The sequence below is a fragment of the Burkholderia sp. 9120 genome (genome assembly GCF_000745015.1).
In the GTDB taxonomy this organism is placed as follows: Bacteria; Pseudomonadota; Gammaproteobacteria; order Burkholderiales; family Burkholderiaceae; genus Paraburkholderia.
The window spans coordinates 3,538,927-3,551,990 of the sequence record NZ_JQNA01000002.1 but is presented as its reverse complement, the minus strand read 5'-3'; the positions used below and the strand labels follow the sequence as shown (position 1 = coordinate 3,551,990).

The window sequence follows — 13,064 nt, the reverse complement described above, 5'->3', positions numbered from 1 at the left end:
TTTTCTGATCGCATTTCATTCACGAAACGCGCCCCGCAGTAATATCCAATCGGCCCGAAAGTTCCCAGCAACGTCGACAAAGGCGCGGCGCGAACCGCCATGTCGATCTGCACGATCTGGTTCGGATTTATTCACTCGGCATATAAAATACGTATTACGCATAAGCCTGCCTGTGAAGCCTCCGCGGGGATACGTCGAATCAACGAAACATTGACTCAGCCTGAGGAAAAACTCTACACATTTAAAACAATTTACATAAACAGGCATATTCATCGAAACGGTTTTGCGCGACAAATAATCGCCCTTCTTGTTGGTGCGACGCACAACTCATATTAACAAAAAATATTTTTTGGTAAAGACGAAAAATTTGCTAACGTGATGGTGATTTAAACTCACCTTATGATTATGCGACTACCTTCGTTGCGAAACTTGCAGGTCTTTGAAGCCGCAGCCCGGCATCAGAATTTTCGCGAAGCTGCGCAATCGCTGTTTCTCACGCACGGTGCTGTAACACGACAGGTAAAGGCACTCGAAGCAGAAATGGGGGTCAAGCTTTTCGCGCGCGTCGGACGGCGTGTCGTGCTAACTCAACATGGGCAGCGTCTACAACTTGCGATGTCGGGCGCGCTACAACTCATTTCTGACATCGTCAATGAGTTGCGGCAGGAAATCCGCCTGTCGCCGGGTCGGCTTCCGGTTACGGTGGTGCCGTCGTTTGCGAACCGGTGGTTGATGGCACGGATACCCGACTTTCATGCTTGCCACCCGACCATCACAGTGGAACTGGTCGTAACGATTGCGACGCTCGATCTTTCCGCGAAGCAAATCCCGCTGGGCATCCGGAGTGGAAATGGAAAATGGGATGGACTGACGGCAGAAAAGCTGGCTACCGAGACCCTGTTCCCCGTTGTATCGCCTGCGGGGGTGGAGGGTTTTGACGATTTACCACCGTCCTGCCCTAACGATATGCTCCGTTACCCATTGCTGAACCCATACGATGAGTGGGAGCGCTGGTTCAAACGAGCCGGAGTGAACGCAGCATGCGCTCTCCGCGGCGCCACGTACGAAGACTCCTCGCTGTTGTTGCGCGCAGTTGAAGAACGCAAAGGAATCGCTCTGGGGCGTAACTGGCTCGTATCCGATGCGATTCGGGACGGCGTTTTACTTCGGTTACCCGGCCCAGCCATTCAGGCGCGTCTCGATTACTACGTGGTTTATCCGACGGCGTACCCGTTATCCGATACTGCGCGAACGTTTATCACATGGTTGCAGGCACAAACAGCGAATGAACGTGAGCGCGACATTCGACACACCTAGCGCCGCAGCCGTTACTGGCCCAGATAGCGCTCCACCAGCCGCGTCCAGAACGCCGCGCCGACCGGCAGATTGCGGTCGTTGAAGTCGTAATGCGGGTTGTGCACCATGCAGCCGTCTTCGCCCGCGCCGTTGCCGATCCGCAGGAACGTCCCCGGCCGTTTCTGCAGCATGAACGCGAAGTCTTCGCTGCCCATCAGCATGTCCGTCTGCGCGACCACCTTGTCGTCGCCGACCAGTTCGCGCGCCACCTGCACGGCGAAGTCCGTTTCCGCGTCCGAATTGACCACGACCGGATAGCCCTCGATGTACTGCACCACGGCCTTGCCGCCGTAACTCGCGGCCTGGCTTTCGGCGAGCTCGGTGATGCGCTTTTTCAGCAGCGCGCGGACTTCGGGGCTGAATGACCGCACGCTCAGCTCCAGCTTCGCGCTGCTCGAAATCACGTTGTTCGCGGTGCCCGCATGCATCGAGCCGACCGTCACCACCGCCGGCTGCGACGGGTCGACGTTACGCGCGACGATCGTCTGCAACGCCATCACGATGCTCGCCGCTATCACCACCGGATCCACCGTCAGATGCGGACGCGCCGCGTGACCGCCGACGCCCTGGATCGTGATGATCGCCTTGTCGCCCGCCGACATGAACGGCCCCTTGCGGAACAGCAGCACACCCGGCTGTTCGCCCGGATGGTTGTGCACGCCGAACACGGCGTCGCACGGAAAGCGCTCGAACAGGCCGTCGTTGATCATTTTCAGCGCGCCACTGTCGATGCCGCTTTCCTCCGCCGGCTGAAAGTACAGATGCACCGTGCCCGAGAAATTGCGGGTTGCCGCAAGGCGCTGCGCGGCGCCGAGCAGCATGGTCGTGTGGCCGTCGTGACCGCACGCATGCATCTTGCCGTGCGTGCCGCTCGCATACGGCAGGCCGGTTTCCTCGATGATCGGCAGCGCGTCCATGTCGGCGCGAATGCCGATGCGGCGCGTGCCCTCGCCCACCGTCAGCGTCCCCACCACGCCGGTTTGGCCGACCCCGCGCGTGACCTGCCAGCCCCACTGCTCCAGCTTGTCGGCGACCAGCGCGCCGGTTTGCAGCTCTTCGTAAGCCAGCTCCGGGTGATGGTGAATGTGATGACGGATCTCGCGCAGGCTCTCGGCGGCAGGCGCCAGATCGGACACTTCGGTAAAACGCGCGGCTTCGCTCATCGCTATCGCTCCATGAATTCAAGCCGCACGAAAGGCGGCTAACAGGCGAGCACTATAGCCACGCCGTTTTGTTCGAATAAGATGCTGTTTTTTTCACCCCGATTAACACGCCTTATCACGGGGATTACCCTAATGAAGTTTCAGCAACTGCAAGCCTTCGTCGCGGCGGCTCACCACCGCAGTTTGCGCGCCGCCGCGCGCGAACTCGGCGTGACGCAACCGGCCGTCACGCATACCATCCGCGAACTCGAAAGCGCGCTGAACGCGGAGTTGATGGTGCGCAGCGTGCGCGGCATCGAATTGACGGCGTGCGGGCTCGCGCTGCTGCCGCGCGCCGAGCAGTTGCTGGGCGACATGCGGCGCACCGTCGAAGCGGTCGAACAGGTGAAGGGAGAACTGGCCGGCAAGGTCAGCGTGGGGACGATGCCGTCGATCGCGCTAACGGCGCTGCCGCAGGCGGTGTCGAAGTTTCGCCAGGCGATGCCGCTGGTGAGTCTGCATCTGGAAGAGGTGACGATTCCGGACGCGGTCGCGCGTTTGCGCAACGGCGCGCTCGACATCGCCGCGATCCATCATGTGCGAACGCTGGATAGCGATCTGGTGCAAGCGCGGCTCTATTCGACGGAGTTCGTCGTCGTGATGCGCGCGGGGCATCCGCTCGCGAACGTCACGCGTCTGCATGAGTTGATCGACGCCGAATGGATCGCCACCGTGGGCGCCGATCACTTTCCGCACAGCGTGATGATGGCCATGTTCGACACGCACGGTTTGCCGGTGCCGAAGCGACTGTTGCGCGCGCCGTCTTCATTCGCGGTGACGCTTGGGCTGGTGTCGCAAACCGACGTGATCGGCTGCTTCACGAGGCCGCTCGCGCAAATGGTCGCGCCGCTCGGCATTCGCATCGCGCAGATCGAAGAGGCGCTCCCCACTTACGACCTCAGCATCATCTCGCGGCGCGATCTGCTGCCTACGCCGGCGGTGCTGCAATTCATCTCCTGTCTGCAGGAAGCGACCCGGGAGCGACTGGCGGCAGCCGGCTAAGGCTGTTTACTGAACGTGCGCCCCGGCCGTCAGGAACTTCACCAGCACGTGCCCGGCGTCTTCGAGCGCGCCGGAGTTGTCGATCGTCGTGCAGCGCACGCCGTCGGGCAATGAAAACGGCGCACGCCGCGCGAGTCTCGCCGCGACCTGTTCCGCCGATTCACGCGCCCGCGCACCGAGCCGCGCTTCGAGAATATGCGGCGCGGCGTCCACGTGGACGACCTCGGTGTGCGGATAACGCGCCAACGTATGCTGCAAATGCTGACGCGAACCGTTGACGACCACCGTGCAACCGCGCGCGAGCCAGCCATCGAGTTCAATGCCGATGCCGTAGCGCAACGAGTGACTCGACCATTCGAGCGCGAACAGGCCAAGCACGGAACGCACCGCGAATTCTTCGACGCTCAGCGCGACGTGTGCCTCGCCGTTGCCGCTCGGCCGCGTGATGTAACGATGCGCGAAGAGGATCGGCTCGCCCATCAGACGCGTGCGCGCGAAGGCCAGCAACGAGTCCTTGCCCGCGCCCGACGGCCCCATTACATAGATCAAACGACCAGCCATAGTTATTTCACCTCGCGGCTCTGGAACGGCACCCGCTGCCACAGCACGAACGGCTCGCCCGGCGCCGGCTCGACGAACAGCGCCGCATGATCGACCGGCAGCGGACCGAGTTCCGCCGCGTGCGCCTGCCACCACGCGACCAGCACGGCGCGTTCGTGCGCGTCGGCGAGCGAACTGGACAGCGTCATATGGAAACGGAATTCATCGAACACGTACGGGTAGCCCCATTCGATCAGCAGCGTGCGTTGCCGCTCGCTCAGCGGCGCGGCGAGCCGGCGCGCGAGATCAGCGGCCGAAGGTTTGGCGCGCAGCGTGGCGAGCGTTTGCAAGGCACTCGTGGCGAGCGTGCGAATGTCAGCCTCCGCGTGCTGATCCGCCGGACGCAGCGCGACGAAATCGCCCAGCGTCGCGGCCTCCACCGGCAAGTTGAACGGGCGCTGTGTATCGGCCCATGCAAGCGTGGCGGCGAGCACGTCGTCTTGCGTCACGCCGTCCGCCAAGCGAAACGGTGCGACCAGCGTGCCATGCCAACCATAACGGCGCGGCGCTTCGGTCAACGCCGTCAGCTGACGTGTCAGACCCGGCGGTTGCGGCGGCACGCAGGTGTCGCCACTTTCGGCATCACGGCCGAGCCATGTCGAGCCGGCTTGCCACCACGCCGACTCGCGCGACGGCGCGTAATAGACCGCGAAACGCGCATCGGCCCGCCACGCCGCGCCGCTCATACGTCGTGCTCCACCAGCAGTTGCACGCGGTCCGCCGCGAAATGCGTGAAGCCGTATTTGATCGGCGTGCCTTGCAGATCCACGTCGACGTTTTCGACCCACAACACCGGCTGCTGACGATTGATATTCAAACGCCGCGCGACTTCCGGCTCGGGCAGCACGCTGCCGATGCGACTCCACTTGCGCAGATAGTCGTTCACCCCGAGTTCCGCCATCGCTTTGGTAATGCCGCCGGTGCGCTCCAGCACCTCCGGCAGCTCGTGAAAACGCGCGGCGGGATACCAGTTGCGCGCGAACGTGAGCGGCACACCGTCGGACTCGTGCAGCGATTCGATCCGGTAGACCGCTGCGCCGGCTCGCAGGCTCAGCGCCTTCGCGACGCTCGGCTCGGCCTTCACCCGCACCGCCGACAACATCGTGCCCGCCGCCGAGTGATGCTGCTGACGCAGGTTTTCTGTAAAGCGCGTGCGACGGCCGATCGTGTAGTCGATCGCCCCGGGTTGCACGAACGTGCCGCGACCCTGCTCGACGCTGACGAGGCCCAACGCGGCGAGCCCGAGCATGGCGCGGCGCACGGTATGCCGGTTCACGTCGAAGCGTTTGGCGAGTTCGCCTTCGCTCGGCAAACGCCCTTCTTCGCCGAAACCGCTCGCGGCGATTTCCTTGGCGAGGATCTGTTCGATCTGCCGCCATACCGCAACGCCAGCGCCGCGTTCGAGCATCGTGCCCGGCGTCGCGTTGTCGTTCGATGTCATGGTGCTGTCATTCCCTTGAGTTCAAATTATCGCTATGACGTGCATTGTAGTGCGCAAGCCGTGATGGAAATGTGAAACGTCCGCAAAGCGCTACACGGCTCGACGAGCATACCCCTAAACGTCTAGACGTTTAGATGAATAGATGGTCAAATGTTGACTCGCTGGATCAACAGGAACTTCGATGAGTGCCCCTTCCGTCTCGCCCTCTTCCTCTGCGCCTTCATCGGTCCGGCGCGCCTGGATGGCCGTCCTCGCCCGCACGCCGCGCGCCGATCTCGAAGCCGCGCTGCAGCACGCGCTGAACGACGCCCCCCCTCCCGCTTACGACTGGCTGCGACCACCTGAAATCGGCCTCGCCATGGTGCGGGGACGCGTGGGCGGCAGCGGCGATCCGTTCAATCTCGGCGAGGCCACGGTCACGCGCGCCACGTTGCGTTTGCGGGTGGCCGAAGGCGCCGTTGCCACGGTCGGCGTTGCCTGCCATCTGGGCCGCGATCGCCGCCGCGCCGAACTCGCCGCGCTGGCGGACGCACTACTGCAAATGCCCGAACATCACGCGGCCTTGCATGAGCAACTGATCAGGCCGTTTGCCACTCAACAGGCCGCGCAGCGCGACGCGCGGCGCAAGGACGTCGCGGCCACGCGCGTCGAATTCTTCACGATGGTCCGGGGCGACTAATGGAAAACTCACCGATTGCATTGTCCACGCTCACGCCGGGTTTCGCCGATCCGGTGCATGACACTCAGGCGGTGTTCCGCACCTTGCTCGACGCGTTGTCGCGGCCGGGCACGGTCGGCGTCGTCGAGAACGTGTTGCCGGCCGTAAGTGGCACGCTTGCCACGCGCGCCGACCTCGCCGCGTTTGCCGCCTTGCTCGCGTTGTGCGACTACGCCACGCCGGTGTGGCTTGCGCAAACCGACACGGCGCTCAGCTCGGCGTTGCGCTTTCATACCGGCGCGCCGCTGGCGAACGATCCCGCTGAGGCCGCGTTCGCTTATATCCACGACGCCGCCACCTTGCCGCCGCTCGAGACCTTCGCGCTCGGCGCCGCGGAATCGCCCGAGCAGGCGGTCACGCTGCTGATCCGTGTCGACGCGCTGACCGGCGGTGCGCCGATCGTGCTGAGCGGTCCCGGCATTCAGCACAGCGAGACGATCGCACCGGTCGGCTTGCCCGAACACTTCTGGCGCGAACGCGCCGCGCTCGCGCCGCTGTTTCCATGCGGTGTCGATTGTTATCTCGTCTGCGGCGACACGCTGATCGGCCTGCCCCGCACAACTCAAGCGAAGGTGAACTGATGTACGTTGCCGTCAAAGGTGGAGAACGGGCGATCGAAGCGTCGTGGCGCCTGCTCGACAAAGAGCGCCGTGGCGATACGCAACTGGCCGAACTCAGCGTCGCGCAGATTCGCGAACAGTTGCGTCTGGCGGTCGCGCGTGTGATGACCGAAGGCTCGGTCTACGACGAAGAACTCGCCGCGCTCGCGATCAAGCAGGCGGCCGGCGATCTGGTGGAAGCGATCTTCCTGCTGCGCGCCTATCGCACTACATTGCCGCGTTTCGGTTATACGCAGCCCATCGATACCGAAGCCATGCAGGTGGAGCGCCGTATTTCGGCGACCTTCAAGGATGTTCCGGGCGGTCAGTTGCTCGGCGCGACTTACGATTACACGCAGCGTCTGCTGGACTTCGCGTTGCTCGCCGAAGGCGATGCCGACGCAAGCGGCACACCGACCGACTCGTCGACGAAGCGCGCCGCACCGGTCGCCGCCGAAGCCATGCCGCGCGTCGTCACGCTACTCGACAAGGAAGGGCTGATCGAACAGGAACGTCCCGCGCCGAACGCGCCGGAGCCCGGCGATCTGTCGCGCGAACCGCTCGCTTTTCCGGCGAGTCGCGCCACGCGTTTGCAAAATCTCGCGCGCGGCGACGAAGGTTTTCTGCTCGCCATGGGTTACGCCACGCAACGCGGCTACGCGAACTCGCATCCGTTTGCCGGCGAGATCCGCTTCGGCACGATCTCGGTCGAAATGGAACTCGACGAGTTGGGCGAGACCGTCGACATCGGCGAGATCGACATTACCGAATGCCAGATGATCAATCAGTTCGCCGGCAGCGGCGCGGTGCCGCCCACTTTCACGCAGGGCTACGGTCTCGCGTTCGGTCACTCGGAGCGCAAGGCGATGGCCATGGCGCTGGTGGATCGCGCGCTGCGCGCTGAGGAACTCGGCGAAACGCTGGCCTCGCCCACGCAGGACATCGAATTCATGCTGTCGCATAGCGATAGCGTCGAGGCATCGGGCTTCGTTCAGCATCTGAAGCTGCCGCACTACGTCGACTTTCAATCGGAGCTGGAACTCGTGCGGCGCTTGCGCGCACAACACGTCGCGCAGAACGCCACGCAGAATCGCGGCGCAAGCGAAAGCGACAGCGAGAGCCAAACCACGCCTCAGCAAACGGATCACGATCAGCAGGAGCAGGCAGCATGACCGCAGCCGCTACACCGCTTATTACACCGCTTATTACCCCGCCTCCCACTCCGTCGTACGACGCCGCCGCGGACGGCTACAACTTCGCCTACCTCGACGAGCAGACCAAACGCATGCTGCGCCGCGCGTTGCTCAAAGCGGTCGCCGTACCGGGTTACCAGGTGCCGTTCGCCTCGCGTGAAATGCCGCTGCCGTTCGGCTGGGGCACGGGCGGCATTCAGGTCACCGCGGCGATTATCGGCCGCAACGACACGCTGAAGGTAATCGATCAGGGCTCCGACGAAACCACTAACGCGGTCAACATCCGCCGTTTTTTTGCGCGCACCACCGGCGTGGCGACCACGCGCCGTACGGTCGAAGCAACCATCATCCAGACGCGCCACCGCATTCCGGAAGCTCCGCTCACCGACAAACAGATTCTGGTCTACCAGGTGCCGATGCCCGAGCCGCTGTTCCGGCTCGAACCGCGCGTGGCGGAAAGCAAGAAGCTGCATGCGCTCGCGGACTACGGTCTGATGAGCGTGAAGCTGTACGAGGACATCGTGCATCACGGCAATATCGCCACCACGTACGACTATCCCGTGATCGTCAATCATCGCTATCTGGCATCGCCGTCGCCGATTCCGAAGTTCGACAATCCGAAGATGCATATGAACCCCGCGCTGCAATTGTTCGGCGCCGGCCGCGAGCGGCGCATTCATGCGATTCCGCCTTATACGCCGGTGCGCAGCCTCGACTTCGACGATCACCCGTTCGAAATTCAGAAGTGGCAGCACGCGTGCGCGCTGTGCGGTTCGACGGAAAGTTTCCTCGACGAAATGATTGTCGACGACGCGGGCCAACGCCTGTTCGTCTGCTCCGATAGCGACTACTGCCACGAACGCCGCGGCGACGCCGAATTCGATCCGTCGTCGCGCCCCACCGCTAAAGGAGAAGCAGCATGACGCCGCTGCTGAGCGCCCGTGCGCTCACCAAACAATACGGCGGCCGCAACGGCTGCAGGAACGTCAGCTTCGATCTGTATCCGGGCGAGGTGTTGTGCATCGTCGGCGAATCCGGTTCGGGCAAGACCACGTTGCTGAATGCGCTCGCGTTGAAAACCGAATCCGACAGCGGCGCGCTGCACTACACCGCCTCGCATGGGGAAAAACTCGACCTGCTGACGCTGTCCGAACCGCGCCGGCGGATGCTGATGCGCACCGAGTGGGGCTTCGTGCAGCAGAATCCGCGCGACGGACTGCGTAGCGGCGTCTCGGCCGGCGCGAATATCGGCGAGCCGCTGATGGCTGTCGGCGCCCGCCACTACGGCGATATTCGCTACGCGGCCACGCAGTGGATGGAGCGCGTCGAACTCGACGCGTCGCGGATCGACGAATTTCCGGCCGCGTTTTCAGGCGGCATGCAGCAGCGTTTGCAGATTGCGCGCAATCTCGTGACCAGTCCGCGGCTCGTGTTCATGGACGAACCCACCGCCGGTCTCGACGTCTCGGTGCAGGCACGCCTGCTCGATCTGCTGCGCACGCTGACCTCCACGCTGCATCTGTCGGTGCTGATCGTCACGCACGATATCGGTGTGGCGCGTTTGCTCGCGCATCGGCTGATGGTGATGCAAGGCGGCGAAGTGGTCGAAGCGGGTCTGACCGATCAGGTGCTCGACGATCCGCAGCACCCGTACACGCAAACGCTGGTTTCCTCGGTTCTGCCGGTTTGAGGCTCATGATGCAATCCATTGATACCGCCAATCCGATCCACGCCGCCGGGCACGCATTCGCCGACAACGCCGCGCTGATGCTGCGCGCGGTCGGCATCGGCAAGACCTTTACTTTGCATGGCCAGGGCGGCGTGCAGATCGAAGCGCTCGCGGGCGTGTCGCTCGACGTGGAGCGCGGCGAATGCGTGGTGCTGGTCGGCCCATCGGGCGCGGGCAAAAGCACGCTGCTGCGCTGCCTGTACGGCAACTATCTCGCGAGCACCGGTTCGATCGAGATTCGCGCCGCCGCGGACGACGGCCGCGCCGTGTCGATCACCGGCGCCGAGCCGCACGACGTGCTGCGACTGCGGCGCGGCGTAGTCGGCTACGTCAGCCAGTTTCTGCGCGTGATTCCGCGTGTGCCGACGCTCACGCTCGTCGCCGAACCGCTGCTGTCGCGTGGCGTTGCCGAAGACGAAGCGCGCGCGCGGGCCGCTGCGCTGCTGGCGCGGTTGAACGTGCCGGAGCGGCTGTGGACGCTAGCGCCCGCCACCTTCTCGGGCGGCGAGCAACAGCGCGTGAATATTGCGCGCGGCCTGATCGCCGGCCACCCGCTGCTGCTGCTCGACGAACCGACCGCTTCGCTCGACGCGGAGAACCGCGACGTGGTTGCCGATCTGATCGTCGAAGCGCGCGAACGCGGCGCGGCGATCGTCGGCATTTTTCACGACGAAGATACGCGCAACAAGGTGGCGACGCGCCGGCTCGAACTGAGGCCGCCGCTGCGTCATTGAGCGGATCGATCTGCGCCGTACAGCATGAGAAACGTGCATTACACTGAACCACCCACCCAGTCGCACCATTCCAGTCTGACTGACTACGGAGCAAGTCGATGTTGATCAGAAACGCTCGCATCGTGACGCGAGATGAAGTATTCACCGGCGTGGTACACGTCGAAGACGGCGTGATTCGCGACGTCGAGCGCGGCACGACCGCGGCGCGCGAAGCGCAGGATTGGGACGGCGACTATCTGTTGCCCGGCCTGATCGAATTGCACACGGACAATCTCGAGAAACATCTCGCGCCGCGTCCCGGCGTGCAATGGAATACCGACGCCGCGTTCGTGATTCACGATGCGCAGGTGGCCGCCGCCGGCATCACCACCGTATTCGATGCGCTCGCAATCGGTTCGCGCTCGAACGTAGGGTTGCGCGGCCGCGACGTGCAAACGCAATGCGCCGAATCGCTCACGCGCCTGTCCGAACGCAACCTGCTACGCGCTGAACACTTTCTGCATCTGCGCTGCGAAATCGCTACCGCCGACGTAGTCGAACTGTTCGATTCGTTGTGCGCGCATCCGCTGCTGCGACTCGCCTCGGTGATGGACCATACGCCGGGTCAGCGCCAGTGGCACGACCGCGAGCAATGGCGCCGTTTTCAGGAGCGCAACGGCAAGCTGAGCGACGAACATGTCGCGACCGCGCTGACCGAGTTGTCGATCGAACAGGCCCGTTACGCCGACGCGCACCGCCGCGAGATCGTCGAACGTTGCAACCGGCTCGGCATTCCGGTGGCGAGCCATGACGACACGCTGGTCGAACACGTCGAACAGGCGCGCGCCGAAGGGATCGTGCTGGCCGAATTCCCGACCACTCGCGTGGCTGCGGAGGCCGCGCGCGAGCACGGCATTTCGACCATCATGGGCGCACCGAATATCGTGCGTGGCGGCTCGCATTCGGGCAACGTGTCGGCGCTCGAACTGGCCGAGGCGAATCTGCTCGATATCCTGTCCTCGGATTACGTGCCGTCGAGTTTGCTGACCGCCGTGTTCGAACTGGTCGCGAAAGCGGACTGGACGCTGCCGCGCGCGATGGCAACAGTCTCCGCCGAACCGGCGCGCACGGCCGGCTTGCATGACCGCGGCGCGATCGAAGCGCGCCTGCGTGCCGACTTCGTGCGGGTGACGATGCTCGACACGCTGCCGGTGCCGCGCGCCACGTATCGCGGCGGCGCACGGATCGTCTAAGTACGGGCTTGAGATTGAGTGTGCGTGCGGGCGTGGGAAAAACGGCCTGGCGATCCGACTACAGTTGCCCCCACGCCACCAGCACCTTCTGGATACCGCGTGCGTAGGCGTCCCGCTCTCTCGGCGTTTCCGAGTGGTAGGCGCCGATCGCGCGCCACGTGTTGCCGTGCTTGACCATCTTCTGTTTCAGCAGCCAGGCCGCGACGTAGACGTTCACGCACGGATCGATCAGCGCGCGATGCGGCACCCCTTCGCGCGCGAGATCGCCGAAGTGGATCGAGTTGATCTGCAACTGGCCAACGTCGATCGATCCATTGGCGTTGCGCCGGATCGCGCTCGGGTCGCCCTTCGATTCGTACCACGCGAGCGCACGCAGCACCCACGGGTTGACGCCTTGATAAGCCGCGGCTTCGTTGAAGCAGTCATCGGCTGCTTGCGCTGTACCGCACGCCATCCAGCAGGCGAACGCGGCAAAGAAGATTTTCAAGGACATGCTTCATCCTTCCGCTCGAGAGCGATAAAGAGGTGAAAGCGGCGTGGTGTGTGGTCCTGCTTGCCGCGCTATTTGTTCATGGCCAGATCGATCTGGCGCTGTACGGTGTCGAGATACGCGTGCGACGCGTCGGACACGATCAGCCGCACCACCGGCGCCGGCGGCGTGCGGCGCTCCTGCATCTGGGCGGACACGCGCGATTTCTTGCGATGCGGCGTCGGTTTGAGCGGCGCGGCGTCGTCATCGGTCGCACTCGGCGGCGGCAGCATGGCGAGCGACGGCAGCGGCGGATAAACCTTGTCCGCTGCGGGCGGAAACGCAGCGGCGGACTGCAGATCCGCACCCGGTTGACCCGCGAACGCCGATGCGGCCAGCAGTGCGGTCAGGGTAAGCAATGCGCTGCGAGCGATCACGAGGTGCGCGTTCATTGCACCGTCCTGATCGACACGCTGTACGGCTGCCCCAAGCCGGCCGTCCGGTTCTCGAAGTTCACCCGTGCGGTGCGTTGCGCGGGCACGCCTTTCCAGACCGCCTGATTCAGATAGCCGAAATCCTGTCCCAACGCGGTGACGAGCACGACCGTCGGCTGCGGCTGCGCGGCGGCCAGCGCGCCGGCTTTGGCCAGCACGGCGGTGAGTTGCGGATCGCGTGCGCCCAGTGCGTCCGGCGGAATGTCGAAACTGATCACTTCGTTCGGCGCCTTGTCCGGATGCGCCGCTGTCGACGGCGGCATCTGCGCGCAACCGGCGAGCGCCAGTGCAGCCA

The 13,064-nt window shown here is 64.0% G+C and carries 16 protein-coding genes; 9 read left to right on the top strand and 7 right to left on the bottom strand.

The features are described 5' to 3' along the window. Nucleotides 1–429: 429 nt before the first annotated feature. Nucleotides 430–1,317, top strand: coding sequence for a LysR substrate-binding domain-containing protein (locus tag FA94_RS24170; protein ID WP_197070238.1), 888 nt, complete (start codon nt 430–432; stop codon nt 1,315–1,317). 11 nt (nt 1,318–1,328) lie between these two features. Here the strand turns inward: FA94_RS24170 and FA94_RS24165 are convergent, their stop codons facing one another. Further along, nucleotides 1,329–2,519, bottom strand: a complete 1,191-nt coding sequence (locus FA94_RS24165; RefSeq protein ID WP_035556007.1) for a M20 aminoacylase family protein — start codon at nt 2,517–2,519, stop codon at nt 1,329–1,331. Between the two features lie 132 nt (nt 2,520–2,651). Between FA94_RS24165 and FA94_RS24160 the strand changes: the two genes are divergently transcribed. Next, a complete protein-coding gene (locus tag FA94_RS24160) occupies nt 2,652–3,560 on the top strand; it encodes a LysR family transcriptional regulator (protein ID WP_035556005.1) in 909 nt (302 codons plus the stop codon). Between the two features lie 6 nt (nt 3,561–3,566). Here FA94_RS24160 and phnN read toward each other — a convergent pair whose 3' ends face one another. Genes phnN through phnF form a run of 3 tightly spaced genes read right to left on the bottom strand, consistent with a single transcriptional unit; the run spans nt 3,567 to nt 5,601 of the window. Beyond that, on the bottom strand, nt 3,567–4,121 hold the full coding sequence (phnN, locus tag FA94_RS24155) for a phosphonate metabolism protein/1,5-bisphosphokinase (PRPP-forming) PhnN (RefSeq protein ID WP_035556003.1): 555 nt from the start codon (nt 4,119–4,121) through the stop codon (nt 3,567–3,569). A gap of 2 nt (nt 4,122–4,123) precedes the next feature. Continuing rightward, nucleotides 4,124–4,846, bottom strand: coding sequence for a DUF1045 domain-containing protein (locus FA94_RS24150; RefSeq protein ID WP_035556001.1), 723 nt, complete (start codon nt 4,844–4,846; stop codon nt 4,124–4,126). Next, nucleotides 4,843–5,601 carry a phosphonate metabolism transcriptional regulator PhnF gene (phnF, locus tag FA94_RS24145; protein WP_035555999.1) on the bottom strand — a complete coding sequence of 253 codons (759 nt, stop codon included), beginning with the start codon at nt 5,599–5,601 and terminating at the stop codon, nt 4,843–4,845. Before phnF ends, FA94_RS24150 begins: the two co-directional genes overlap by 4 nt. Before the next feature lie 181 nt (nt 5,602–5,782). Here phnF and phnG point away from each other — a divergent pair, with 181 nt between their 5' ends. From phnG to FA94_RS24110, 7 genes are all read left to right on the top strand, one after another. Then, entirely contained in the window at nt 5,783–6,280 is a 498-nt protein-coding gene (gene phnG / locus FA94_RS24140) for a phosphonate C-P lyase system protein PhnG (RefSeq protein WP_035555997.1), read from the top strand. Next, entirely contained in the window at nt 6,280–6,900 is a 621-nt protein-coding gene (phnH, locus tag FA94_RS24135) for a phosphonate C-P lyase system protein PhnH (protein ID WP_035555995.1), read from the top strand. Before phnG ends, phnH begins: the two co-directional genes overlap by 1 nt. Next, nucleotides 6,900–8,090, top strand: coding sequence for a carbon-phosphorus lyase complex subunit (locus tag FA94_RS24130; RefSeq protein WP_035555994.1), 1,191 nt, complete (start codon nt 6,900–6,902; stop codon nt 8,088–8,090). Before phnH ends, FA94_RS24130 begins: the two co-directional genes overlap by 1 nt. Further along, nucleotides 8,087–9,034 (top strand): alpha-D-ribose 1-methylphosphonate 5-phosphate C-P-lyase PhnJ, encoded by a 948-nt coding sequence (locus FA94_RS24125; protein WP_051980701.1) that lies wholly within the window; start codon nt 8,087–8,089, stop codon nt 9,032–9,034. Before FA94_RS24130 ends, FA94_RS24125 begins: the two co-directional genes overlap by 4 nt. Next, nucleotides 9,031–9,801: a phosphonate C-P lyase system protein PhnK gene (gene phnK / locus FA94_RS24120; protein WP_035555991.1), complete on the top strand. Its 771-nt coding sequence runs from the start codon at nt 9,031–9,033 to the stop codon at nt 9,799–9,801. The genes FA94_RS24125 and phnK overlap by 4 nt, the downstream gene beginning before the upstream one ends. Nucleotides 9,802–9,809: 8 nt before the next feature. Then, a complete protein-coding gene (phnL, locus tag FA94_RS24115) occupies nt 9,810–10,574 on the top strand; it encodes a phosphonate C-P lyase system protein PhnL (protein ID WP_156126821.1) in 765 nt (254 codons plus the stop codon). A 98-nt stretch (nt 10,575–10,672) separates the two neighbouring features. Next, the gene (locus FA94_RS24110; protein ID WP_035555989.1) at nt 10,673–11,806 is read left to right on the top strand and encodes an alpha-D-ribose 1-methylphosphonate 5-triphosphate diphosphatase; all 1,134 of its coding nucleotides are present in this window, start codon (nt 10,673–10,675) and stop codon (nt 11,804–11,806) included. A 58-nt stretch (nt 11,807–11,864) separates the two neighbouring features. On the opposite strand, the gene FA94_RS24105 is transcribed toward FA94_RS24110, so the two are convergent. The 3 genes from FA94_RS24105 to FA94_RS24095 all read right to left on the bottom strand — a co-directional run bounded on the left by FA94_RS24105 (nt 11,865) and on the right by FA94_RS24095 (nt 13,032). Beyond that, nucleotides 11,865–12,299, bottom strand: coding sequence for a lytic transglycosylase domain-containing protein (locus FA94_RS24105; RefSeq protein ID WP_051980700.1), 435 nt, complete (start codon nt 12,297–12,299; stop codon nt 11,865–11,867). A gap of 68 nt (nt 12,300–12,367) precedes the next feature. Beyond that, complete coding sequence (locus tag FA94_RS24100; protein WP_035555988.1) at nt 12,368–12,727, bottom strand: hypothetical protein; 360 nt, start codon at nt 12,725–12,727, stop codon at nt 12,368–12,370. Continuing rightward, nucleotides 12,724–13,032 (bottom strand): hypothetical protein, encoded by a 309-nt coding sequence (locus FA94_RS24095; protein ID WP_231585135.1) that lies wholly within the window; start codon nt 13,030–13,032, stop codon nt 12,724–12,726. Before FA94_RS24095 ends, FA94_RS24100 begins: the two co-directional genes overlap by 4 nt. Nucleotides 13,033–13,064: the final 32 nt, after the last annotated feature.